The organism is Flammeovirgaceae bacterium (assembly GCA_015180985.1).
In the GTDB taxonomy this organism is placed as follows: domain Bacteria; phylum Bacteroidota; class Bacteroidia; order Cytophagales; family Cyclobacteriaceae; genus UBA2336.
In genome coordinates, this window is the sequence record CP054185.1 from 3130575 (window position 1) to 3155325 (window position 24751).

Here is a 24751-nt window from a genome sequence, read left to right on the forward strand (position 1 = left end):
AATAGGGAAATACCGGTAAGAACAATCATTACGGCATATGTCACTTTTTCAACCAGGCATTACGCAGGAATCGCTCAACCGCCTCTCGGCCAATACCTTGGCAGAGCATCTGGGCATTGAGTTTGTAGCAATCGGAAGCGATCAGCTTACTGCACGGATGCCGGTTGACAAACGCACTCACCAACCCTATGGCCTGTTGCATGGGGGCGCATCGGTAGCGCTGGCCGAAACGCTGGGAAGTGTAGCTGCGCATTGTTGCATCGATATTACCAAACAATACTGCGTAGGGCTGGAGATAAATGCAAATCACATCAAAAGTGTGCGTACAGGTTATGTGACCGGCACGGCAAAACCCATCCATGTTGGAAGGCGAACGCAGGTGTGGGAAATACGCATCGTCAATGATCAGCATGAATTAGTTTGCATTAGCCGCATAACCATGGCGGTATTGGATAAGCAAGGATGAAATCAACTGAATTCTTTTTTGATACACACACGTTAACCGATGAAGCCATCCATCGGATTACACAGGCCGGCCTGTGCAGCGGATACGCCCTGGCGGCCTGGAAACTTCCCGGTTCAACAATAAAATCTGTTCTGCTGGCCGATGGGGCGCGTACCTTTTCAGCCGGAGATCAACTTGAAAACCTTGAAGGTGGATTTGTGTTTTGCCCGTTTAATCGGCAGGAGCCTGGTTACTATCTGCAAGCCGATTTGTTATTCAAGCTTAAGGACGAAAAAATCAGCTATGAAGAAAACCCGTTAGCGGTTACTTCGGCAGAGTGGCTGAAGAATCAGGCGGAACCGGCAGAACCCGTTTCGTTTTACCGGCCCGCATCAGAGGCGCCCTTGTTCCGGCAACAACAGCCTGATTTTAAAAAGCTGGTTGCCGAGTGCGTGCAGTACATCGCCACAGGCAGTGTTGAAAAAATTGTTCCTTCCCGGTATAAAGCTATTCCATTGCCATCGGAGTTTAACCCGATTATGGCTTTTCAAAAACTATGCGCAGCACATCCCCACGCGCTGGTTTCACTGGTAAGCATACCCGAAGTGGGCACCTGGCTTGGCGCATCGCCCGAAATTCTGGTGCAGGTTGAAGACCATTCGATATTCCGCACGGTGGCGTTAGCCGGAACACAACCCTATACACCCGGTGCCAACCTGAAGGAGGTGGCGTGGACACAAAAAGAAATTGAAGAACAGGCCCTGGTAAGCCGGTACATCATTAACTGTTTTAAAAAAATACGGCTGCGCGAATTTGAAGAACACGGACCCAAAACCGTAGTGGCCGGAAACCTGCTGCACCTGAAAACCGATTTTGCCGTTGACCTGAAGGCAACCAACTTTCCGCAATTAGCATCCGTTATGCTGAACCTGCTTCACCCCACCTCGGCCATTTGCGGCATGCCGATGGAACCCGCACTTCAGTTTTTAAAAAATCATGAAGGCTATACCCGGCAATTTTACGCGGGCTTTCTCGGCCCGGTAAACATTGATAACGCTATACGGGTTTACGTTAATCTACGGTGTATGCAGGTAACCGCCCAAAGTCTGGTTTGTTATGCCGGCTGCGGTGTAACAATCGACTCAGTACCTCAGAAAGAGTGGGAAGAAACTGAAATGAAACTAAATAGTTTATTAACTGTAGTATTATAAAATCGGTGAGCAATCAGCCTATTTACGATATAGCCGAAATCTGTGCCCGTAAAGGCATTATACAGGTCGTGCTCTGTCCCGGTTCCCGGTGTGCACCGTTAACGCTTGCATTTACACGGCATCCAAAAATTCGATGCCGCACCTTCAGCGATGAGCGGAGTGCAGGGTTTGTTGCGCTGGGTATCGCCCGGCAAACAAAACAGGCAGTTGTATTGGTAAGCACCTCAGGTACGGCAGGCTACAACTATGCACCGGCTGTAGCCGAAGCTTTTTTCTCAGAAACTCCGCTGGTCGTGATCACGGCCGACCGGCCGACCGAATGGATTGCACAGCATGACGGTCAGACCATTTATCAGCACAACCTCTATGGAAAGCATGTAAAAAATTCTTACACGCTTCCACAGAATTACGATCACCCGGATGACTGCTGGCACATTAACCGGATAATTAACCAAGCCATTAACCTGGCCAACGCGCAACCAAAAGGCCCCGTACATGTAAATGCACCGTTTCGGGAACCGTTTTATCCGGAACACGGGGAAACATTTTCGTACAGTAAAGATATTCGCATTATTGACGAAGACAGCCCGGTTTTCCTCGCTGAATCGTTAAAAGAAAAACTGACAGCAGCACTTGAAGGGAAGCGTAAAATTCTTGTAGTAGCCGGACAGCACGATGGAAATCCTGCATTAACCGATGTGTTACAAACCACAGCAGCAAACCTGCCTGTAATAACCGGTGTTCTTTCAAACCTGCACAACCTTAAAAAAGGTATTCGTTATGCCGATTCATTTCTGGGTAAAATACCTGCTGAAACAGAAATCAAACTAAAGCCCGACCTGTTGATTAGCTTTGGCAAATCCGTCATCAGCAAAAACCTGAAACTCTTTTTACGAAAATTCCCCGATCTTGAACATTGGCATATTCAGCCTTACACCACGGCTACGGATCCGTTTCAAAACCTGAGAAAGACTATTGTTGCTGACCCGACCGACTTTTTTGACTTTCTGAACAGCATCAGGCTTACACTATCCATACCGTATGCTGAAGACTGGAAAGCAGAGGAGAATCGGATCGCTCAACTTCATAAACACTATTTTTCACAGTTGCGGATAAGTGAACTCGACCTGGTTAGCCGTGTACTTGCAAAACTACCTGCAGGGTGTAACCTCCACCTGGCCAACAGCATGAGCGTTCGGTATGCCGAATTGATCGGACTTCAACCACACCAACAAGTTACTGTGTACAGCAACCGGGGCACCAGCGGCATTGACGGTTGCACCAGTACCGCAGTGGGGCATTGCCTTTCATCCGATGCACTGCAAGTGTTAATTACCGGAGACCTGGCTTTCTTTTACGATCGCAATGCCTTCTGGCACAGCTATCCCATGGCTAACCTGCGGGTTGTGCTGCTGAACAACCATGGCGGTATTATCTTTAAACTCATTGATGGACCTGCCGATCTGCCCGAAGCGGATGAATATTTTGTTACCCGGCAGCCGCTTACCGCAAAAAACATTTGTGCCGAATTCGGGTTTGACTATTTGCCGGTTAAATCGGCCGAAAGTTTACGAACTTTGCTTGAAGATTTTTTTATGCCCGATTCAAAAACAAAACTACTTGAACTGGAAAGCCGCATAGATTTAAATAAACAGGTTTTTGAAAATTTCAAACAAATTTTATCACAACGCCATGAAACTTAACTATCCCTGGAAACCAGTAAAAGAATACAAAGAAATTCTGTTTCATAAACTGGATGGCATCGCCCGCATCAGTATAAACCGGCCGGCTGTGCATAACGCCTTTACTCCGCTTACCGTACTGGAAATGATTGATGCCATGGGTATCTGCCGAGAAGATGCCGACATCCGCGTGGTGATACTTACCGGAGAGGGCGGCCAGGCCTTTTGCAGCGGTGGCGACCAGAGTGTACGCGGCCATGGCGGTTATGTTGGCCAGGATGCCGTACCCCGGCTCAATGTGCTCGACTTACAAAAACTTATTCGCTCCATACCCAAACCGGTTATTGCAGCCGTAGCAGGCTGGGCTATTGGCGGAGGACATGTGTTGCATGTGGTGTGCGACTTAACCATTGCCGCTGAGAACGCCCGCTTCGGACAAACTGGCCCCAAGGTAGGCAGTTTTGATGGTGGTTTTGGCGCGTCTTACCTGGCACGCATCGTAGGACAGAAAAAAGCACGTGAAATCTGGTACCTCTGCGATCAGTACAATGCACAGGAAGCATTGGAAATGGGCCTTGTCAACAAAGTTGTTCCGCTCGATAAACTGGAAGAAACCTATATACAGTGGGCAAAAAAAATAATTGCCAAAAGTCCGTTGGCTATACGAATGCTCAAAGCCTCCTTCAATGCCGAATTGGATGGCCAGGCCGGCATCCAGGAACTGGCCGGCAATGCTACGTTATTGTATTATTTAAGTGATGAAGCGAAGGAGGGAAAAAATGCCTTTATGGAGAAACGCGATCCAGACTGGTCGAAATTTCCTAAATTCCCGTAATCAAATCCTTAACCGGCTTATGGACATTCAGAAACGGGAGATATTCCGCTCAATTGCCGAAGTTGCTTACGTAATTGCCAAGGCCGATAAAGGCCTTAGCCCAGCTGAGCGCATGGCGTTTACCAATATCATCAAAGAAGAACTTGAGTACGACTCCTGGGTTGCCCAAAGCCGGTTCGAATTACTGGATGAAGTAACGAAACCTTCACCGGAAGAAGCATATAAAGATGCAATGAACGATTTTAAGAGATATAAATCTCATCTTACACCGGAACTGAAAGAAACAGCCAAGCGGGTGGTAAGGCGTGTAGCCGACTCCTGTTGCGGATTTTCCGCTAAAGAAGCCATGATCCTGGGTCGCTTTGAAAACGATCTTGCCGAACTATAGCGATCCGTTCACTTGAGCTACCTGTTTGATTCCATTCACAGTAACCAAAGCGTAGTAGCCGTTAACGACATCCTTTCCGGAAAAGAAAGCGGCCGTACCGCGTTTGAATCGGCCGTATTTGATTTTATCAGGCTGTGGTTAAAAGGCACAACTACGTTTACGCAAAGAACCAGCGGATCCACCGGGGCACCTAAAGAGATCACAATCACCCGAAATCAAATGATTGCCAGTGCTGGTCGTACGCTGAAAGCGGTAGGAATTGCCGAGGGCGACCCGGCCCTGGTTTGCCTTCATCCGGATTACATTGCCGGCAAAATGATGCTTGTTCGTGCGCTGGCATTCAATTTAAAAATATACCTGGCAGAACCCTCCTCCGATCCACTCCAAAACCTATCCGATGATTTTGAACATGGGTTTGCTGCATTTGTCCCCGTTCAACTTCAAAATATGCTGGCCATTCCGCAACGGATTAATCAACTAAACCGGATGAAGGCTGTACTGCTCGGTGGTGCTCCGGTAAGCGAAACACTCGCTAAAAAAATAAGCTCGCTGCAATGCCCGGTTTATGCCACTTATGGGATGACGGAAACTGTTTCAAACATAGCCCTTCAAAAACTTAACGGACCCGCTGCACAAGAAAAGTTTTTTACCACACTGCCGCAAATTTCAGTGAGTACCGATGAGCGGGGTTGCCTGGTAATTCATTTGCCTGGTGCTGATGCGCCTGTTAAAACAAACGATGTGGCCGAACTGGTATCGAAAACTTCCTTTCGCATTCGCGGACGGTGGGACCATGTTATCAACAGTGGAGGCATCAAAATCAATCCCGAAGAACTGGAGCAACAAGCAGAAGCAATTTTACAAGCAAAGGGCATCGATCGCCCCTTTCTTATCGGCAGCCTGCCCCATGAAAAACTGGGAGAACAGCCCGTACTGATTATGGAGGGCGAGCCGCTTGGGCCGGAAGCCGAAGCCGAACTTATAGAGGACTTAAAGCAACAATTAAAGCGGCACGAAGCACCGCGTCAAATCCGATACCTGACTCAGTTTTTTTATACAGCCTCCGGTAAATTAAACAGACCCGAAATTTTGAAAGGCATACGGTAACCGCAGCCTTGCCGGCTGTTGTTTCTCTGCTAATTTTGCCTTGCTGAATTTTAGTTATCATGGGCCGGATATTTGAAAAACGAAAGCACAAAATGTTCGCGCGGTTCGACCGCATGGCGAAAGCCTTTACCCGTATTGGCAAAGACATTGCCATAGCGGTAAAACAAGGCGGGCCAAACCCCGAGTATAATCCAAAACTCAGGATGGCCATTCAAAACGCCAAAGGTGTAAACATGCCCAAGGATAAAGTAGAAGCAGCCATTAAACGGGCCAGTTCAAAAGAGGAAAAAGATTACCAGGAGATAACCTACGAAGGATATGGTCCGCACGGTGTACCTATTTTGGTGGAGTGTGCAACCGATAACCCAACACGCACTGTTGCCAACATCAGGCTCCACTTTTCGAAAAACGGTGGCAACATGGGTAACTCCGGGTCAGTAGCTTTTCTGTTTGAACGCAAAGGGGTTTTTAAATTTGATGCCGGCAAACTTAACCTGGATGAACTGGAATTAGACTTGATTGACGCAGGTGCCGATGACATTGAACGGGCCGAGGAAGAAATTACCATCTATACAAAATTTACCGAGTTCGGACAGATGCAGAAATTTCTGGAATCACGGAACCTTGAACCGAAAAGTGCTGAGCTGCAATACATACCAACCACCACCAAAGAATTGCCCGAAGACCAGGTGGATGACGTATTGAAGTGCGTAGAAGCCCTGGAAGGTGATGACGATGTACAGAAAGTACACCACAATCTGGCATAGCCCTTGCATAAATAGCGGATATGTCAAACCATCTCCTACCCTACCTTTTAATGCTGCTTGGGTTGTCAGCATTGGCACAAGAATCCACCCAGGTATCGCTGCAGGTTAATGCGGGCATACCCGATAAAGAATTCAAGCGGGCTGTCGATAATTCCATTGGCGGTACCGCAGTGGGTTTTGGAGCAAACGTTCTTCTTAACCCGAAAGGCAAAAAGGGCTACTCGCCCCTTTTCCTGGGCGCTGATTTTTCATACATGACCTTCGGCCGCGACAAGATTGAAGCCACTAATGATGCGCCACCGTTTAAAACCACCTTTAATTACTACGCCATCAATGGGATAACACGGTTATTTCTATCAACAAAACAATCAGGCTTTGTACCGTTTATTGACGGCACCCTGGGTTTAAAAATTTTTAACACACGCACAAAAGTAGATAAGAATGTAAGCCATATCATCCTTGATGATAACCAACCGGTTGTAATCAACACCACCAATGATAATGGCTTGGGCCATGGAGTAGGCCTGGGCTTTTACAACCGCCAACCGATGGAAAGTGAAGACAAAACACGTGCTTCATTTACCCTTCGGGTTATGTACCTCTGGGGCGATCCTACTTCCTATGTTAAGCGCGGTTCGGTTAGGGTAGAAAATGGTTTTGTAACCTTCGAAGAAGGTACCACAAAAACCAACATGATTATGGTACAGTTGGGTATACTGATATTTTAAGATTACTATTGGACTGTTAACCGGTTATCCACCATCCTGTTCTTATATTGCTGAATTATCCCTTTAAGTTTTACCTCCATCTGCGAAACGATTAAGGGTTGTTGTTCCTTCAAATCGGCCGACAACATTTTATCGGCTTTGAAATCATACAATGCCGTAGTTTTCTCACCATCGAAACAGAGCAGGTAATTTTCTGAAAAAAGATTGTACGTATCACGATAAACGAAAGCAAAAGGTTCTGATTGTGAAAATACATCCCTACCAAATGCTACATACGGCTTTTCATAACCCAGGTACCCCAATACCGTTGGCATTATATCAATGTGTTGCACCAGGCTGTTTTCAACCCCGGTAAGTGAATTATCCGGCCTAAAGAAAATTACCGGTACACTGTGCAATCCCCAAATAGTACGCGATTCCGGAAAAATAATATCCGATGAACAGTGGTCGGCCGTAATTACAAACAGGGTATTTTCATACCAGGGCATCCTTCTTACCGTTTGGAAAAAATTACGCAGGGCATAATCGGTATATTGAATACATTTTAAAATGGGTTGTGCACCGCCTTTAAATTCTCCTTCAAACTCAACAGGTATTTTAAACGGATGATGCGAACTGACCGAAAAAAATGTTGAAATAAAAGGCTGGGGAAAAGAATTAAGTTTTTCAGCATAGAACGGCATAAACCGATGATCCCAAATACCCCACATGCTGTCAAAATCAGCATCGTTGCCGTATTCGCTCATTCCGTAATAGTGATCAAAGCCGGCCAGGTTCATAAATGAATTAAAGCCCATTGAGCCATTAGGGGCGCCATGAAAAAACGAAGTATGGTACCCCTTTTCTTTAAGCAAGGTGCCCAAGGCACGAATTTTATTATTTGAAAAGGGAGTGAGCACATAAGGAATATCCACAGATGGTATTCCGGCTATAATGGAGGGCAGTCCGTCAATAGACTTCCGGCCATTAGCAAAGGAATACGCAAATGTTCTGCTGTGTTGCAGCAACGAGTCAAGAAATGGAGTATAACCCGTATAACCGGGTTTTTCAGCATTTAGCGAACCAATAAATTCCTTAGAGAAGCTTTCCAGTATAATTATTACCACATTGAACGATTTAAATTTGGTGGTATCAGCCGGCCTATGCACCGGGCTGTATATTGCCTCCACTTCCTGCTCATCGAAATAGTTAACCTTTCGAATCTTGGTTTTACCCAGGGTACGAAAAATCGCGAAAGGGGTATTAAGCACAATACTCACCTCATTGGCCTGCTGAACAAACTCACCGGCATTGCTCAGGGTTATCGGTCGCGTGCTGTGCCGGAAGCCACCCCGAACACCACCAATAAAAAGGTAAATTATAATTGGCAGGCTCAGCACACCAAAGCCATAATATGCCAGCCGGTTTTTTATCATGGGCCCGGTAACCCGTGTGCGTTGGTAAAAAGCTACCATCAGCCACACCAAGGCTATCCAAAAGAGTACCGCATACCAGTAATCAAACAAAAAACGTATGCTCAGTGCACCCAGATTTTGTTCATTCTCAAACTGACTGAAAATATCAGCAGTGGTTCTTCGCAGCGTGAATCGATAATAAATAAAGTCGGCTACATTGGTTGCGATAGCGATACCATTAAAAAAGAAAAAAATGACTTTCACCACCCGCTGATAACCCGTGGTAAACCGCAGGTCAATGGGTAAAATCATCAACACAATAAACAAGGCATTTACATACAGCACCGCAGTTAAATCGAACATCAGGCCTCCGTATAAGATCTTTAAAAAACCGGTTAGTGTAATGTCAGGGAAATACGCGTAGTTAAATAAGTAAAATCCTATGCGGCATATCGTATAGAGCAGCATAGCAAGGAGTAAGCGTTGCACCAGTACCAGGTAAATGTTACCCCGCAGGGTCATGCCCTTCCAAAAAGTAATCCGGCTTATCATGGCGCAGCGAATTACGGAAAAATTAAAGAATTTCACTCACTAGGTTAACGCCTTAATAATCAGTTGATTATAGGGGTTAAATATTAATTATTATTTTGCTATTTAAAGTATCTTTTTTTAATGACCCTTAAACCCAAACCTGTTGTTCTGCTTACGTTAGCCCTGATTTGTTTCAGAGCAGAATACATGCATGCACAGGAGGTCCATTCTATTGGTTTTTTTACCGGTTTAACTGTACCCTATACATGGGATGAAGGCCTTCAAAAAGATCCGCGTTACCGCGAAAAATACAGAGTGCGCTTTGCTCCCTTTGGCTTCCATTACGGCATCGATTACCAGGGCTATGGATTTACGTTTGACCCGGCCGTTTTTAATACAGGGCAGTACTTCAACGTAGTAAATGTAGCCGGTGGAGAAGTGGGCGAGCGAAAAATAGATCTTACCTACATACACGCTCCATTCGGTTTTAAATTGCATATGATTGACCTGGGCTTTTTTAAAGTGAGTTTTGTTGCTTCTGTTAGTGCAGCCTTTATGCTACGCGGACAGGAAACAATAACGCATTCAGGTGCAGTTTTGAAATTTCAACCCTCGGTTATTCCAAACCTGCCACCGGATTACATACCTACATTTCCCGGATCCACAGAAATTATCAGCCCGGTAATAAGCAATCAACAATTACTTCAGGTATCTGATTACAACCGCTTTCAGGCCTACGGAGCCATTGGCTTTCGTACCGACTGGGATGTTACCGAAACCCTGCGCTTGTCGATGGATCTGCGGGGAAGTTACGGTATACTGGAACCGCGTAACTCAGTTTACCTTGGCAGGGTAAATAATTATGAAGCTATTTATGATTTACCCGGTTCACGAAGAGACTTACTGGTTTTGTTTACCATTGGCGCTTCGCGCATAAATGAAATCGATCCGAAAGAAAAGCGAGCCATTGTTAACAAAAGAAAAGAGCGCAAACCCAGACGAACAACCAAGTACCCCTGGCCGGGCCCGCGTAACTCCAAACTGCCTAAGAATTAGTAATGACAAAGAAAACTGTATTAATAACCGGTGCCGGAGGCAATCTGGGTAAGGCTACCGTAACTTACTTTTTGAATAAGGGCTGGCGGGTAATTGCTACTGTTTCGCCTGGTAAATCGATGCCCGGTCTTGTTCACAACGATTTATATGTATATGCCATCGACCTAACGGACGAAGAGGCAGTTGCCGATTGGATACGGGTTATCCTTTCTGAATTCCGGCAAATTCATGCAGCCTTGTTGCTTGCTGGCGGTTACAAAGGAAATACTTTAGCCGATACCACAGTTGCCGACCTGAGACACATGTTTACCCTGAATGTTGAAACTGCCTGGAATGTTGCTCGTCCTGTTTTTCTTCACATGAAAAGGGGCAACTCCGGCCGGATAATTTTAATCGGAGCAAAACCTGCTATCGAGATGGATGCGGCCGGTTATTCAGTCGCTTACGCATTATCAAAAGCTCAACTAATTAAGCTAACTGAATTGATATCTGCAGAAGGAAAAAATTCTGGTGTTGCCGGGTATTGCCTGGTTCCCTCGATTATTGATACCCCCGATAACCGGCAGGCCATGCCACATGCTGATTATAGCCTGTGGATTAAACCGGAAAAAATGGCTGAAGTAATGCTCAGGCTGTGTGATGAGCAAGTAATGGTAACAGATACCATTATTAAACTCTACTAATCACTTCTTTAAAAGACTTTAAAATCAACCCTCCGGTGCTTTTGATTATCCTCCTTGGCGGTGGTGCCGGAGGCCTGTTCTTCGCCATAACCCACTACAGAAATCTGTTCATCCGGAACGCCCATATCGTGCATCAACTTCCTGATTTTCTGAACGCGCTTTATAGACAACTGAACATTATAGGAATCAGCTCCCTGACTATCGGTATGTCCCTCAATAAGAATATGCCTGCCCTGCAAAGCGTACTCAACGGCATACAAAAAAGGCTCCGTGTCTACCATCGAGAGTTCATCCTGGTTAAAATTGAAATACAACGGTTTCAACTCAATGGCTTCACCCTCCTTTTTGTTTTTCAAATTCTCCATAACGTTTTTTCGTATCTCAGCATGTTTTGAAGAGGTAGGTACGGGTAACTGGTTTTCGGCTAAAACACGATCTTCAGTATTTTCCTGTTCCAACTGGGTAAGCAAATCAGTATCCTGTTGAACCTCCACGCTCTTGGTCTTTACTTCTGATTTGTTATAAGTACGTGCGTATCCCGGTGGGTCAATTTCAGCCATTGGCTTATGCTTTACGGGCTGTCGGCTTGCCTGTACCGGCTGATTTTTCGGTTTTGCATAGCGCTTCTTTTCCAAAATATCACAGGCATCGGCATAATAATTTACTTGCGCCCGGTAACGCTCTTTATAGTATCGGGCCTTATTTCGATGAAATGCATGCTGGCCATTTGTCTCAACAAAACAAACGCTGCCGAGTATCAATATTACCACGGAAAGAAAATGACTAACCTGCCCGATTGGAACAAAATAAACTGCTTTCATAAGGATCTTTGCTTTTCATGGCAAGGTGGTGCAATGAAATGGATCTGACTTTTGATCTTTGCGTCAAATCCTACATCTGTAAAAAGTGTGGCGTGTTTAAATTAACCGCAAATAAAAACGGCCATCCTAATGTTCAGGACAGCCGTTTATCAAACAACCCAAAAAATATTAACGCTTTAATGACTTTTCATCCTTTTCCTTACGCGCTGACATCCGGTACGCAGCAGGTGCATCCATTTCGGCCATCGGCTTGTACTTTACTTTTTTTACCGACACCCTGATGTTGTCCGTTTCATTTCGCTTTCGTGCAAGTTGCTGGCAACCGGTTTTCGACTTGATAACTTTATGCTTTGGCTCCTGTGCATTGGCCACACTCGACAGCATAATACCCAGCAAAATAACAATGACCAGAATGACCACCTGCTTGATACGGGTTGAAATTCGGGCGTTGGCTATTTCCTTAAATTCCACATTCATCATCTCCATACGGGTAAAGGAATACAGTACAAAAGTGGGGTATTGATCTGCAACCTATCCGTCTAAACTGCCTTAAACCCTACATCTGTAGTTAATTGATGCAAGTCCCCTGCGTACTCAATTCACCGGTAAAATCAGCCGGTTTCAGTTGATTTATTCAGTTGGAGGCACACCCAAATTCGGCTGTTTTGGTATAAAATCACATATTACTGAGCCAAAGTATCTCAGAATCAGGGTTGTTGATTCACTTCGGGTTTACCTTCTGAAAATCACAGAAATGTGTTACAGATGCGCCTGAAACTTACATGGCAAAGAGCCCTTATAAGTTATGAACCTTAAGGAATTCGAGCACTTCCTCACGCACATTCCAGGGCTTGTTGGTATCACTGGCCACCGTGGCAATTGACTTGAATAATTCACTTACCACGGCAGGTTTAAAGCCAAGTTTGTCGGCATAAATGGTAGCCACTTCAAGTTCAATGTCTTCAACTACCTTATCGAGGTAAATCATGTACACCAAATGGTAAATTGCTTCAAGCCGGGTTACTTTATCATTGGGTAATGAAAAACGAATGTTGGACAAGTCAGTATTTTTTGACAGATCAACAGGCCCAACCTGTAACTGAAAACCCCATTTAAGCAGGCACCGCAGGTAGCGGCTTTCGATCAGCGGTTTATCCAGAAACAACGCCAGGATGTTGAGGTATGTATTTTTCAACGAACTTAATTGATCGGCTGTGAGTGCGGGTAACATGGTGGCTTTTGTGTCGAATTTCGGAAAAAATAGATTAGCGGCAATATTGCCGCTGTAGTTCATTAATGCCCTGGGCGCCCAACTTTCTGGCTACTTGTAAATCACTACAAAGGGTGCGATACTGGCCGGCTCCGGCTTTTGAAAGTGCCCGTAATTTGTACCCTTCAGCTTTCTTTGGGCGCAGGAATACAGCCCAGTTACAATCAGTAATAGCCTCTTCGTAATTGGCCAGTATCAGGTTGGCCTTAGCCCGCGCTTCGAATAAATCATAGTAACTATCCGGAGCATCGGCCGGATTCATTACTATTTCAAATGCCTGCCCGTATTTTCTTGAAAGGCTTTCCTTAAACATTCGTTTACCCAATGTAAAATAATCAAGGGCTTCGGCTGCATTGTTTGTATTAACCAGGTTAATGAGACCGATTTGATAAACCAGTTCGAAATTCCAGGGTTGTACATGATGCAGTTCTTTTAACGTAAGCAGGGCGCTGTCGTACTGCGCCAGGTTGTATTGGCAAATGGCAATTCTGCGTAATGTTTCAAACCGGGTAGGCATTTCATATTTCTTGATAACCTTCAAGTGATTTAATGAAGTGCCCAGGTTACTCTCATCAAATTCTTTATCAGCTTTTTTCCGTAACTCATCCAGCAAACTATCATAGGCAATAACAAAACGATATTCAAAGGGATATTGCTTCATCAAGGTGCTAACCATTGAAAAGGCATCGTCTTCACGGCCGGAAGTGAATAAAGCATTTACCTGGTTAACCAGCAGGGTGTTTTGCCGGGCCTCTTCCTGTTGCTTCAGTGCATAGAAGTAATTTACGGTATGAATGAGGCCATAACAGAACCCAGCAATAATCAGAAATGTAAGAAAAGCAAGGCCCTGAATTTTAAAATACTCTTTGTCAAAGGTGTACCGCTTTTCGTGCGCCTGCCTCCATCGCTGGTATTGCTGATGACGGTAAGCGCGCCATTGTGTTTCGGAATAATCAGTATAGCCCTGGTATGAATTGAGGCGGGCATCATACCTTGACTTTTTAATCGGATCGGATAGGGTATGATAGGCCTCGTTTATTTGTTTAAAAAGTTCTTCGGCACGGGCATTTCCCGGATTCAAATCAGGGTGATAGTGGAATGCTAATCGCTTATAGGCCGCCCGTATTTGCGTAGAGTCGGCATTTCGCGGAATCTCTAAAAGTGTGTAGAAATCGGCCATAAGCAGCAACCCAGTTATATAACGAAGATACAGCGATTTTTGCGCCTTATCGACACCGGTTTTTTTAAATAAAAATAGGGGCGCTAGCCCCTATTTTTTTAAAAATCTGAGGTGGTGAATTAAACTTTTGCCAGTACTTCCACCAAATCAATAAGCTTATTGGAGTAACCCCACTCGTTATCGTACCAGGCCACCACCTTCACAAAATGGTCGTTTAGCGAAATGCCAGCCTTGGCATCAAAAATCGAGGTGCGCTTATCGCCAATAAAATCCTGCGACACCACATCGTCTTCGGTATAACCCAAAATACCTTTTAGCTCTCCGTTGGCTGCTTCTTTCATGGCTTCCTTAATCTGATCATAAGTTGCAGGCTTATTCAGCCTTACTGTAAAATCCACTACCGAAACATTGGCCACCGGTACACGGAACGACATGCCGGTTAGTTTTCCTTTCAGTTCTGGAATAACCAATGCTACTGCTTTAGCGGCTCCGGTTGATGAGGGAATTATATTTTGGTAAGCGCCCCGGCCCCCGCGCCAATCCTTGGCTGAAGGGCTGTCAACTGTTTTTTGTGTTGCTGTTACGGCATGTACGGTGCTCATCAATCCCTCAACAATCCCAAACTTATCGTTCAGCACTTTGGCTACCGGGGCAATGCAATTGGTTGTGCACGAGGCATTAGAAACGATGGTGTGCTGGGGGGTAAGTTTTTTATGGTTAACACCCATCACAAATGTTGGGGTGTCATCTTTGGCCGGGGCCGACATTACAACTTTTTTAGCACCCGCTGCAAGGTGTTTTTGAGCATCTGCCTGCGTAAGAAATAACCCGGTTGATTCAACAACTATCTCAGCGCCAACATCGGACCATTTCAGATTTGCCGGATCTTTTTCGGCAGTAACTCGTATTTTCTTACCATTAACTACCAGGTTGCCGTTAACAACCTCAACAGTGCCTTCAAAGGGTCCATGGGTCGAATCGTACTTTAACATGTAGGCCATGTAATTGGGATCAAGCAGGTCGTTAATACCAACCACATCAAGACCTGGGCGGTTAATGGCAGCCCGGAAAGCCATGCGGCCGATTCGGCCGAAACCGTTAATACCGATTTTTGTCATTGTAGTTAAATGATTTTAATTGTACTTGAAGCAGGCAAAATTAAAGAATGACATCTGAAAACCAACAGTTGGGCATCTTTAAAAATGCTTGTAATCAATAACCACCGTACTTTCATTCAGCAACAAAAAAGGGCAGGCGTAGCTGCCTGCCCAACACCTAAAAGCACTTAAAAGATTAGCGCGGCCAATCAGCAATTCCTCCGGCCAGGTTATAGACCTTGTATCCTTCTTTCGAAAGAATGGCGCACGCCTGGCCGCTGCGGCTGCCGCTGCGGCAAAACAAGAAATACTCCTTTTCCTTATTGAGTTTTAAAAATTGGCTTTTAAATGATGACGACAAAAAGTCTATGTTTTTGGCACCTTTAATTGTACCGGCATTAAACTCACCGGCAGTCCGGACATCTATCAGCTCAGCTCCGGCTGTAGCCTGATATCGTTCCTTAAACTCCTTACCCGATAAGTCTTCGTACGTTTTTGAACCTATTGAAAACAGATTGAACATATGTTGATTGGTTTAAAATTTTACTTTTTTATCCGGTTACAACCGGATTTCCTTCATTTATCCATTCACTAATTCCGCCCGCATAATTTTTTACGTTCGTGTAGCCGTGCTTTGCCAGAAGGGAATACCCGATGGAGGAGCGATCACCGGACTGACAATGGATAACTACCTGCTGATCCCTTTTTATTTTACTTAGATTTTTCTCAAGTGTGCCAATGAATACATTGTCGGTTCCTTTAATGTGACCCGATTTGTATTCGCTGGCTCCGCGCAGGTCAACTACCTGGGTGTGGTTGGTCTTTACTATCTCTTTGAATTCATCTAATGAAATAACCTTTGCTTTTTCAAGTACATTTCCATTGCCGGCCCAGGTTGAAACATCGGGGATGTATCCATAGATGTTATCCATGCCTATCCGCATTAACTTACGAACGAGGTCATCGTGCTTGCTCTCATCAGCAACCAGGATAAACGGCTCTTCGTACGATAAAAACCAGCCCATCCAGGTAGCGAAGGCGTTATTTCCCTGAATGTTTATCGAACCCGGAATAAACCCTGCTGCAAATTCCTGCTTCAGGCGGGTATCTATTACTTTAATACCTTTTGCCATTGCCGCCAGAAGTTCATCTTTCGATAGTTTCTTAAGTTTTGGAACTTCTGTAAGGAGCGGGCGATTCACCTTGTTCAATTTCTTCATCATGGCGAAGTACTTAGGCGGCTCAGGCTGGTCTTCCAGTAAATACTTAACAAATCCCTGCTCATCATTTTTGTACTGAAGAGCCCAGTTACGCACTTTCTCATAACCTACTGTTGTGCTGGGTACCGCGCCCAACGCTTTACCACAGGCAGAGCCTGCGCCATGGCCGGGCCACACCTGAATGTAATCTGCCAACTCGCGGAAACGTTCAACCGATTTATACATTTGTTTAGCGCCAACATCTTTGGTTCCTACCAAACCGGCAGCCTCTTCAAGCAAATCAGGCCGGCCAATATCGCCTACAAACACAAAGTCACCGGTAAATAACATCACAGGCTTGTCGCTGGCCGGTGTATCGGTCAGTAAAAAACTGATGCTTTCAGGAGTATGACCCGGTGTGTGCAGCACTTCTATTTTCAGGTTGCCTACCATTATCACATCACCATCCTTTAATCCTTCGTGGGGAAACTCATACTGCCAGCCGTCACCGCCTTCGTCCGACAGGTACATTTTCGCTCCGGTAAGGGCAGCCAATTCTCGCGAACCTGACAGAAAATCAGCATGAATGTGCGTTTCGGCTATGTGCGTAATTTTCATATTGTTCTGCCTGGCAATTTCCAGGTACGTATCCACATCCCGCTTGGGATCGATAACCATGGCTACACCGGCCTTCTGACAACCGATAAAGTAGCTTGCCTGTGCAAGTGATTTGTCGTAAACGTGTTGGAAATACATAGTTGTTATTTTTGGTTATGAAGTTACAAAGTTAGATAAGCTGCAGAAAAAGTTACGTGATTCCAGTCACCAAGAACCACGGATTTATACCCGCAACATCCGCTATTTTGGTTTTTGTTCACTAAAAATCTGTAAGCGTACCAAAATAACGGGTATCTATCTAAGGCAATTGTTTAAATACTTTTAACATGAGAACGGCAAACAACAACGGTATGCTTAAGGACTTATTTCACCTTTATTAATCCGTTTCTTGAAAATAAAATTAATTTACCTGAACTCATACCCAAAGCCCATGAGTTGAGTAAGCAATGTATTAGGTGCATCGGTAGCTGTTGCCCGGCCTTCTAATTTCGGTTCGATGGGCGAGTGCTTGGCCAGGTATTCCTGGATAACACTGTGAAGTGTAACACCTAATCGCTTTGGTTCCGCTACATTGTCTACACGGCATATTGTGGTATCAGGGTCGCCCTCGCGTTCGCAGGCAACAAAACTATACACACGGTCCAACTCCAAGGGTTTGCCTTTTACTTTTATCCAGTTTACACGCTTACCGGCATCGTTGGCAATGGTAAAGTTTACTTCCATGCCTTTGAAGCGTACCACCCACCCGCCAAAACGTTTGGCCGGATCTTTGGCAAACGCATTTTGAAGTTCTTTTTCCATCCAGTCCCACAGTTGTTTGCCGGTAATGTTTCCTCGCTTGGCTTCGCTGTCAACCGGCAGCATGCTCCACAGGTAGTCCATGGTAATATCGGCAACACCTGTTTTAGAATCAGGTACTAATGGCGGGCAAAACCGGAAGCCATTGCTGAGCGCTATATCGGGTTTAAATTTCCACATAATGGCATCGGTAATAAAATTATCCATCGGTGTTTCAATTACGTAGTAACGAACCAACGGAGTCTTGGTCTTACCGATTACCCTATCCAACTCTTTTTTGTAGGGCTCACGCGCTTTCTCTACAAGCAACTTCATTTCTTCATCTTCTTTGTATCGATCCGGATCGACATCGAGTAACTGATACGACTGGTCTTTAATCTGCCCGTCTTCCACCACAAAATCAAGCTTGGCTACAAACGACCCGAAAGCACCCGGCTCGGTTACTTTTGCGTGCACTGCATGAATAGGTTCGCGAACCCGTTCATGAGTATCGGCACCCAGAATGTAATCAACCCCTTTCACAAAGGGCATGTTAGCCAAACCAATTTGCTGGGCAAGGCCCATGTGTGTGAGGAGTATTACAATGTGGCAACCTTCGTACTCGCGAAGCAGCTTGATGTATTTCGCCACATTTTTCTCAGGGTTTGTAAACTGGATGCCTTCGCTGTAGGCAGGCGATTGCCTCTTGGGCGTGAGTGGGTCGTTGTAGCCGATAAAGCCAATTTTAATCTCGCCAAATCGTTTTACGTAGTAAGGTGGAAAGATCAGGTCGCCATTCAGGCTGTCGTTGGTTTGATGAAACATGTTGGCACATACTTTCGGGCAATTGTACCCGAACATATCTTTCATCATCATCTCCTTGCCATACACTACTTCCCAGTTGCCCGGCAGCATCAGGTCGTACCCGATGTTGTTCATGAGTGGGATAATCGCTCTGCCTTCGCTCAATGCTGCTACGCCTCCGCCCTGAAAGCAATCGCCCCCGTCAATCAACAAGGTATTTTTTGGATTCTCTGCCCGCAGTGAATTAACCATCGACTTTAACGTGGCAAAGCCTCCACGCTTTTTATAAACCACCTTATCATGCTCAATAAAAAATTCATCGTGGGTTAAAAGCTGCGCATGTATATCAGCTGTATGAAGCAGCGTTATACGTTGGGCTTTGCCCTGCATAACCGCTTTGTTAGAAGCCATCTCTTTACTTCTACGGCTGGCGTCACTTTCATAAAGTGCTGATGCAGAAACAGGTGTAACCAAACCGCCACCCACGCCAAGGGCCAATCCTAAACTACCTGCTTTGCGCAAAAATTCTCTGCGGCTGTTTTCTGAAAGTTCAATATTGTACTTTATTTCATTGTCAGTAACAAGGTTTTGCTGGCAATTATGGCACAAGCAGGCAGATGTGTTGGTGTGCTCCATAGTATTTACTTTGAGATAATTTGTTTATTACCGAATGATTTCGCCAGCTGCCAACTTGTAGTTGCCAGAAAAACCCATTAAAAGCCTGTTTTAATGTAAAGCCAGCCGGCCTGTTGCAACTTTACAATTTCAACCAACCCATACGGTACCGTAGTGGCATACGGCACCAATTGTTCGGGTTTTATTTGTCGTTGCTTCATGGTAAACTCACAGCCTATAAAAGCTACTTCTCTAAGCCGTGCATGGTGAATTCTTTCCGCATATTCTGATTGACTTTTTAACAGAAAACCCATTCCCGGACCATGGCATACTATTTTTACTGCAGCCTGTGGAATTTCTTTTTTAAGGTTTACAATCTGATTAACAAGTGCTTTGTAAACCAGGGTGTCACCGGTTTGCAGGTGTAACAACACCTGTGGATTTGCTTGACCTGAAGCAGCACCTGATAAACCGGTTAACACAAGTAACAATGCCAGGTATTTCATAATGTTATTTTTTAACTTTAAAAATAATAATCCAGCACAACAGAAAGCAGGTGGGCATCAACTTTGTTATGATAAGTAGCCGGGCTTACTTCTACATTTCGATCCAGATTACCTTTGTACGAATACATGATATCACCCTGTAAGCCGTGCATAAACCCCTTAAATTTGTACCGCGCCCTCACATTGATGTGATAAAAACCTGGCATTGTGTATTTGTTCAAAACTGCGTTTGATACCGAGGGCATCCAATACACGCCACCCTGCGTTTGCAGCGAAAGGTTTTTTCCTTTACCAAGTGGGCGTTGATTCTGCAGCATAATAGCATGCACATCGCCAGCACCCTCTACCCGTTCACGAAACATAAAGGTATAAAAGGGTTCAACTCCCCACTCGCGCGGGAAGAGAAAGCGGCCATGAGCCGTAATGCGTGTGTAGTTCAAATCCCAACTATCGCCACGTGTTACTTGGGTAGTGCCTACCCGGGCACTTAACGCATGCGCTTTTTCATCGGCTGGTGTGTATTGCTTTTCAAGTGCCACTGTATCGGAATACAGCGAGTGCTGCGTAAGGTATTGCATACCCACAAACCACTGCTTGTTGTTTTTCCTTGTTTTGTATTCAGCCTTTAACAGAGAGGTATTGAATACGTTTGTTACCCGGTAGTTCCAGGCTTGAACTTCCAGTCCTTTTACAGGCAGAAGTGTAACATTGGCGATGGCAATACCATCGGATTTTACATTACCGGCATAGGCAGACTTTAATCCGTTGGTAGCTCTTCCGCCCGGATATACGCCCAACGATTCGCCAATGTCAAACCACCGTATTGTACTACGCGGTGATGTTCTCCACAACCAGCCTCCGCTTAGTTTTATCTTTTTAAACTCATTCCATTCACCCCATATTCCTTGCTGAAGATTAGGCCGCATGCGGCCATCTTGCAGGTTGATGAGCGGGGTTTTTAAATGAAATTTCCCTACCTGAAAATACGAGTGATTCTCTTGCGAGATGTAATACCTCAGGTAAAGGTCTTCCAGCCGATCCAAATCATCGTGGTTATCCGGATTGTTGATATCAAATAAGCCCAGTTCATATCGGTTAGTATATGGTGGTTGTGGCCCCAGGTGAGAAGATGCCATATTGTAGATAATAAACCCCGACATGCCCACCTGAAAGTTTTTTATAACCGGAGAGAAGTAAGCCAGTCCCCCACCCATCGCCAAGGCATAATAATCAGGATAGTCCTCATGGTTAACTGTACCCATAAAGAAAGTACGCAGGTGGCCTTCGAATGTACCCATTTTATGAAGCACATTGCATAAACTGTCAGCCTGTATGCATTGCTGATTAATAATAGCACGCCTAACTGACCAACTTGGATCCTGGTGTTGGGCTTTTATACTGCCCACTATGGCTGTAACTGAAAACCAATAAATTAAAATCCTCTTCATTTTGCCTTTCCCTTACTCTGTTCTTTTCTTTTCTCCATTATCGGTTTAAAGGGGCCGAATTTGTGTTGCTGTTCATTAAATCCATCCGCGAAAGGCCCGAATGGGTGGTCAACGGGTTTCGTTGATATATCGGGCCAGTCGTGAGTGATATCTTTTTTAGGCCGGGGCATGGAGTTTACATATGCCGCAATATGCCACGCCTCTTCATCGGTTAGTTGTGGTTCTTCATAAGTTGCCCCCAGCGGCATATTTGCTTTTATGTAACCGGCAAATCGCGATAGCCGGTACAAACCGGCCCCATTGTTGTAACTATGCTCGCCCCACAGCGGAGGATACGTCCACGACTTGGCCTCCGTGTTCCTTATACCCCCACCATTTTTTCCATGACACACTGTACACTTTTCATCGTAAAGAATTTTTCCTTTAACAGGATCGGCCGGGGTTTCCAAAAATGATAACTCAACCAAGCCTGAGCCCTTCGGACTTTCTCCTTTTGGTACATCTTTACCCAGCCATTTGATGTAGGCAACAATTGCCTGCATTTCGCGTGAATCATCAGCCAGTGGTTGACCATTCAAACTACGTTCGAAGCAATCATTTACGCGCTTCTCAATGGTTTCTTCAGTGCCCGAACGCGCCCGGAATTTCGGATAGGTGGAAGCCACCGCACTGTAGTTATTGCCAAAAGGCCTGGTGCCGGCATCTAAATGGCAATTCTGGCAATTCATGCCATTGCTTACAGCCATTACTGAACCGTTGGGACCGAGATATTCGGCCGTACGGCTTATCAGTTCTCGACCATACTTTATTTTTTCACCTGCTTCACCCGCTGGTATGGTATTCTCTGCCGGTGGCATCCACACACCCGCAACCGGTTCAACCACGGTTTCAGTCATTTTGGAGGGCGCCAGAAATGCCATCAATTTGGTGGGACCAATCACTATTACACCGATTATACCGGTTATTGCAGCCACCAGTAATACCACCAATGCAACAAGGGCTTGTACTATTTTTAAAAAGCGATGATGGATAAGCTCTTCTTCCATACATAGAAAAAGGTTAGTGCTGCGCGTGCCGCAGAAACCTACTTTTAATGAGGCAGTCTTTCACGGAGCAAACCGTACACCCACGTACCGGCAATGGCACTGATAAGTGTTACCACAACAACCAGAAAGCCGCTGCCGATTTGCGCAAACAAAGGGCCGGGACACGCCCCGGTAATAGCCCAGCCTAACCCGAACATACCCGCACCAATTACATTACCCCAGTGAAACTGCTTGTCATGAAACACAACGGTTTCCTTTTGCATGGTTTTTATCTTAAATTTTTTTATTGCCCACACTGAAATCATGCCCACCACAACAGCCGTACCGATAACACCGTACATGTGGAATGAGTGCAAGCGGAACATCTCCTGAATGCGGTACCATGAGATAATCTCAGCTTTGACGAACACGATGCCAAACAACACACCCACCACTGCATATTTGATGTTGGAACCTATGAGCGATTCCTTTGCCACCTGATCATTGGGAGCTTCACACTCTACCGGATGTTCTACCACTAGGGGTGTTGATTTTAAATCTTGATTTGATGCTTGCATAACAATTCTGATTTTTTAAAGTACGCGTAACAACCAGGGGAAAACCAAATGAACCATAGCAAAACCTCCTGCCATAAAACAGCAGGTTGCCACTAACGAAGGCCATTGTAAGGTTGACAGGCCCATGATGGCATGGCCGGAAGTGCAACCTCCGGCATAACGTGTACCGAAGCCAACCAAAAAGCCACCCACAACAAAAAATACCAACCCCTTTAAACTAAAAAGTGATTCAAAGCTGAAGAGTGAAGCAGGCATCAATTCATTATCGGTAGCGATGTTGAGCGCTTGCAATTCTTGTATAGTTTGTTCAGCCACCACAATCGGTTCAGGATTACTTAGAAACTGCATGGCTACAAAGCCCCCCAGCAATACTCCTCCAACAAAAAAGAGGTTCCAGACTTCCTTTTTCCAATCGTATTGGAAGAATGGAATTTTGGCAGGTACACAAGCCGCACAGATATGCCGGAGTGATGACGAAATGCCAAAATGCTTGTTGCCCAGGAGCAGCAAAGCCGGCACTGTTAAACCAATTAGGGCCCCGGCAACATACCAGGGCCATGGCTTTTGTATGATTTCAATCATAGGATAGCAAGTTGTTTTTTAGTATAGGTTTACAAAACTAATATCATGATTTTCGTCAGTTCGTAACATTTGTCACATAGCTTATTCATGTAAATAAGTATACAGGATCACGCACTTTACAGGGGATAAAATCAGAAATGAGGAACTCCACTTAAAGAGTTACTCCGTAATCCGGAAGGCCAACGCCAGCACGCAAAGCCTTCCTTCAGGCAAGCAATTCCTTGGCAAGAATGTATACGCCCATTACCAGAACAAACCAGCCAAAACCGGGTTTCAGTTTCTCGTTAGGGATAAAGCGCTGGAGGTAACTGCCCAGCAGAATGCCCGCAATAGCAAATCCGGAGAATAACAACATAAAGCCGTAATCAATCGGCTGACCGGACTCCAAATCGCCCGTAAAACCAATAAGTGATTTTAGTGCGATAATTAACAATGAGGTTCCTACAGCTTGCTTCATAGGCAGACCGGCAAGCAACACAAGGGCTGGAATAATTAAAAAGCCTCCACCTGCGCCTACCAGGCCGGTTACACCACCCACCAATATTCCTTCAGCAAAAATTAATGGGAAATTATACTTTTGCTCACCTTCCTTCCTTTTAAGCCCTGCGGATTTTCGAATCATTGAAACGGATGCCAGAAGCATGAGCACAGCAAATAACACCATTAAAAAAAGTGGCTTAGTCATGGTAAATGAACCCATCGTAAAAAGCGTATCGGGTATAACGGGTACTATAAACTTCCGGGTAGCATATACCGCCACAATAGAAGGCACACCAAAAACCAAGGCTGTTTTTAAATCAACATTTCCGCTTTTAAAATGACTGAACGAACCAACCAGGCTGGTAAGACCAACCACAAAAAGTGAATACGCAGTGGCTAAAACCGGATCAACCCCAAATAAATATACCAGGATAGGTACGGTAAGAATGGAACCCCCTCCGCCAATCAATCCTAACGATAATCCCATAACAATAGAAGCTGCAAATCCAATTATTTCCATAATGACTTAGTAAATAGTGTAGAGGAGGTTTAATCCAGGTTGTAAAACGAAGCGGCTAAAAATTCAAGTTGCAATTTTTATTGCAAAACTATCCTTCGAAAACGCTGCCATCCGTAACCTGTGTCACACTATAAAAGAAATTCACGGAAGCAACTGATGCCCGGATAGAAACATGTACCACCACAAGCACTTTGCCCCCGTAAAACACAACCTGACAGGCACAAAAAAAGGCGCTGGATGCGCCTTTCTGTACTGTAGCCCGTAGGGGAATCGAACCCCTGTTACCAGAATGAAAATCTGATGTCCTAACCCCTAGACGAACGGGCCCCTGAAAAAGAGTTGCAAAGATAGACTGGCACATATTATTTACAAATACTGCCCGCAAAAAATGGGTAAAAACCCCA

Annotated in this window: 25 protein-coding genes and 1 tRNA gene; 10 read left to right on the forward strand and 16 right to left on the reverse strand. The window is 45.1% G+C overall.

Features of this window, described 5'->3' with window-relative positions; all coding sequences use genetic code 11:
* Positions 1-37: 37 nt before the first annotated feature.
* The 8 genes from HRU69_14375 to HRU69_14410 are packed head-to-tail and all read left to right on the forward strand — an operon-like array spanning position 38 to position 7163.
* On the forward strand, positions 38-466 hold the full coding sequence (locus HRU69_14375; GenBank protein ID QOI98593.1) for a PaaI family thioesterase: 429 nt from the start codon (positions 38-40) through the stop codon (positions 464-466).
* A complete protein-coding gene (locus tag HRU69_14380; GenBank protein QOI98594.1) occupies positions 463-1656 on the forward strand; it encodes a chorismate-binding protein in 1194 nt (397 codons plus the stop codon). The genes HRU69_14375 and HRU69_14380 overlap by 4 nt, the downstream gene beginning before the upstream one ends.
* Positions 1657-1661: 5 nt before the next feature.
* Positions 1662-3359 (forward strand): 2-succinyl-5-enolpyruvyl-6-hydroxy-3-cyclohexene-1-carboxylic-acid synthase, encoded by a 1698-nt coding sequence (gene menD, locus HRU69_14385; protein QOI98595.1) that lies wholly within the window; start codon positions 1662-1664, stop codon positions 3357-3359.
* A complete protein-coding gene (menB, locus tag HRU69_14390) occupies positions 3349-4173 on the forward strand; it encodes a 1,4-dihydroxy-2-naphthoyl-CoA synthase (GenBank protein ID QOI98596.1) in 825 nt (274 codons plus the stop codon). Before menD ends, menB begins: the two co-directional genes overlap by 11 nt.
* A 19-nt stretch (positions 4174-4192) precedes the next feature.
* Positions 4193-4561, forward strand: a complete 369-nt coding sequence (locus HRU69_14395; protein ID QOI98597.1) for a hypothetical protein — start codon at positions 4193-4195, stop codon at positions 4559-4561.
* A gap of 12 nt (positions 4562-4573) precedes the next feature.
* Positions 4574-5668 carry an AMP-binding protein gene (locus HRU69_14400; GenBank protein QOI98598.1) on the forward strand — a complete coding sequence of 365 codons (1095 nt, stop codon included), beginning with the start codon at positions 4574-4576 and terminating at the stop codon, positions 5666-5668.
* A gap of 59 nt (positions 5669-5727) precedes the next feature.
* Positions 5728-6435, forward strand: a complete 708-nt coding sequence (locus HRU69_14405) for a YebC/PmpR family DNA-binding transcriptional regulator (protein ID QOI98599.1) — start codon at positions 5728-5730, stop codon at positions 6433-6435.
* A 20-nt stretch (positions 6436-6455) separates the two neighbouring features.
* Positions 6456-7163, forward strand: a complete 708-nt coding sequence (locus HRU69_14410) for a hypothetical protein (GenBank protein QOI98600.1) — start codon at positions 6456-6458, stop codon at positions 7161-7163.
* Between the two features lie 5 nt (positions 7164-7168).
* On the opposite strand, the gene HRU69_14415 is transcribed toward HRU69_14410, so the two are convergent.
* A complete protein-coding gene (locus tag HRU69_14415) occupies positions 7169-9079 on the reverse strand; it encodes a sulfatase-like hydrolase/transferase (GenBank protein ID QOI98943.1) in 1911 nt (636 codons plus the stop codon).
* A 150-nt stretch (positions 9080-9229) separates the two neighbouring features.
* On the opposite strand from HRU69_14415, the gene HRU69_14420 reads away from it, so the two are divergent.
* Both HRU69_14420 and HRU69_14425 read left to right on the forward strand, forming a co-directional pair.
* On the forward strand, positions 9230-10144 hold the full coding sequence (locus HRU69_14420; GenBank protein ID QOI98601.1) for a hypothetical protein: 915 nt from the start codon (positions 9230-9232) through the stop codon (positions 10142-10144).
* A 2-nt stretch (positions 10145-10146) separates the two neighbouring features.
* Positions 10147-10827, forward strand: coding sequence for an SDR family NAD(P)-dependent oxidoreductase (locus tag HRU69_14425; protein QOI98602.1), 681 nt, complete (start codon positions 10147-10149; stop codon positions 10825-10827).
* An 8-nt stretch (positions 10828-10835) separates the two neighbouring features.
* On the opposite strand, the gene HRU69_14430 is transcribed toward HRU69_14425, so the two are convergent.
* The 15 genes from HRU69_14430 to HRU69_14500 all read right to left on the reverse strand — a co-directional run bounded on the left by HRU69_14430 (position 10836) and on the right by HRU69_14500 (position 24674).
* On the reverse strand, positions 10836-11648 hold the full coding sequence (locus HRU69_14430; protein ID QOI98603.1) for an OmpA family protein: 813 nt from the start codon (positions 11646-11648) through the stop codon (positions 10836-10838).
* A gap of 168 nt (positions 11649-11816) precedes the next feature.
* On the reverse strand, positions 11817-12128 hold the full coding sequence (locus HRU69_14435) for a hypothetical protein (GenBank protein QOI98604.1): 312 nt from the start codon (positions 12126-12128) through the stop codon (positions 11817-11819).
* Positions 12129-12444: 316 nt separating this feature from the next.
* Positions 12445-12879 carry a hypothetical protein gene (locus tag HRU69_14440; protein QOI98605.1) on the reverse strand — a complete coding sequence of 145 codons (435 nt, stop codon included), beginning with the start codon at positions 12877-12879 and terminating at the stop codon, positions 12445-12447.
* 34 nt (positions 12880-12913) lie between these two features.
* Entirely contained in the window at positions 12914-14098 is a 1185-nt protein-coding gene (locus HRU69_14445; GenBank protein ID QOI98606.1) for a DnaJ domain-containing protein, read from the reverse strand.
* 119 nt (positions 14099-14217) lie between these two features.
* Entirely contained in the window at positions 14218-15216 is a 999-nt protein-coding gene (gene gap, locus HRU69_14450; protein QOI98607.1) for a type I glyceraldehyde-3-phosphate dehydrogenase, read from the reverse strand.
* Positions 15217-15391: 175 nt separating this feature from the next.
* A complete protein-coding gene (locus HRU69_14455) occupies positions 15392-15718 on the reverse strand; it encodes a rhodanese-like domain-containing protein (protein QOI98608.1) in 327 nt (108 codons plus the stop codon).
* A gap of 28 nt (positions 15719-15746) precedes the next feature.
* Positions 15747-17150, reverse strand: a complete 1404-nt coding sequence (locus tag HRU69_14460) for an MBL fold metallo-hydrolase (protein QOI98609.1) — start codon at positions 17148-17150, stop codon at positions 15747-15749.
* A 267-nt stretch (positions 17151-17417) separates the two neighbouring features.
* The gene (locus HRU69_14465; GenBank protein QOI98610.1) at positions 17418-19229 is read right to left on the reverse strand and encodes a 5'-nucleotidase C-terminal domain-containing protein; all 1812 of its coding nucleotides are present in this window, start codon (positions 19227-19229) and stop codon (positions 17418-17420) included.
* A gap of 77 nt (positions 19230-19306) precedes the next feature.
* Positions 19307-19714: a DsrE family protein gene (locus HRU69_14470; protein QOI98611.1), complete on the reverse strand. Its 408-nt coding sequence runs from the start codon at positions 19712-19714 to the stop codon at positions 19307-19309.
* Between the two features lie 17 nt (positions 19715-19731).
* Positions 19732-21162 carry an outer membrane porin, OprD family gene (locus HRU69_14475; protein ID QOI98612.1) on the reverse strand — a complete coding sequence of 477 codons (1431 nt, stop codon included), beginning with the start codon at positions 21160-21162 and terminating at the stop codon, positions 19732-19734.
* Positions 21159-22208, reverse strand: a complete 1050-nt coding sequence (locus tag HRU69_14480) for a c-type cytochrome (protein QOI98613.1) — start codon at positions 22206-22208, stop codon at positions 21159-21161. The genes HRU69_14475 and HRU69_14480 overlap by 4 nt, the downstream gene beginning before the upstream one ends.
* A gap of 44 nt (positions 22209-22252) precedes the next feature.
* Positions 22253-22765 carry a YeeE/YedE family protein gene (locus HRU69_14485; GenBank protein ID QOI98614.1) on the reverse strand — a complete coding sequence of 171 codons (513 nt, stop codon included), beginning with the start codon at positions 22763-22765 and terminating at the stop codon, positions 22253-22255.
* 15 nt (positions 22766-22780) lie between these two features.
* Positions 22781-23347, reverse strand: coding sequence for a YeeE/YedE family protein (locus tag HRU69_14490; protein QOI98615.1), 567 nt, complete (start codon positions 23345-23347; stop codon positions 22781-22783).
* A 205-nt stretch (positions 23348-23552) separates the two neighbouring features.
* A complete protein-coding gene (locus HRU69_14495; GenBank protein ID QOI98616.1) occupies positions 23553-24347 on the reverse strand; it encodes a sulfite exporter TauE/SafE family protein in 795 nt (264 codons plus the stop codon).
* A 255-nt stretch (positions 24348-24602) separates the two neighbouring features.
* Positions 24603-24674, reverse strand: a tRNA-Glu gene (locus HRU69_14500).
* Between the last annotated feature and the right edge of the window lie 77 nt (positions 24675-24751).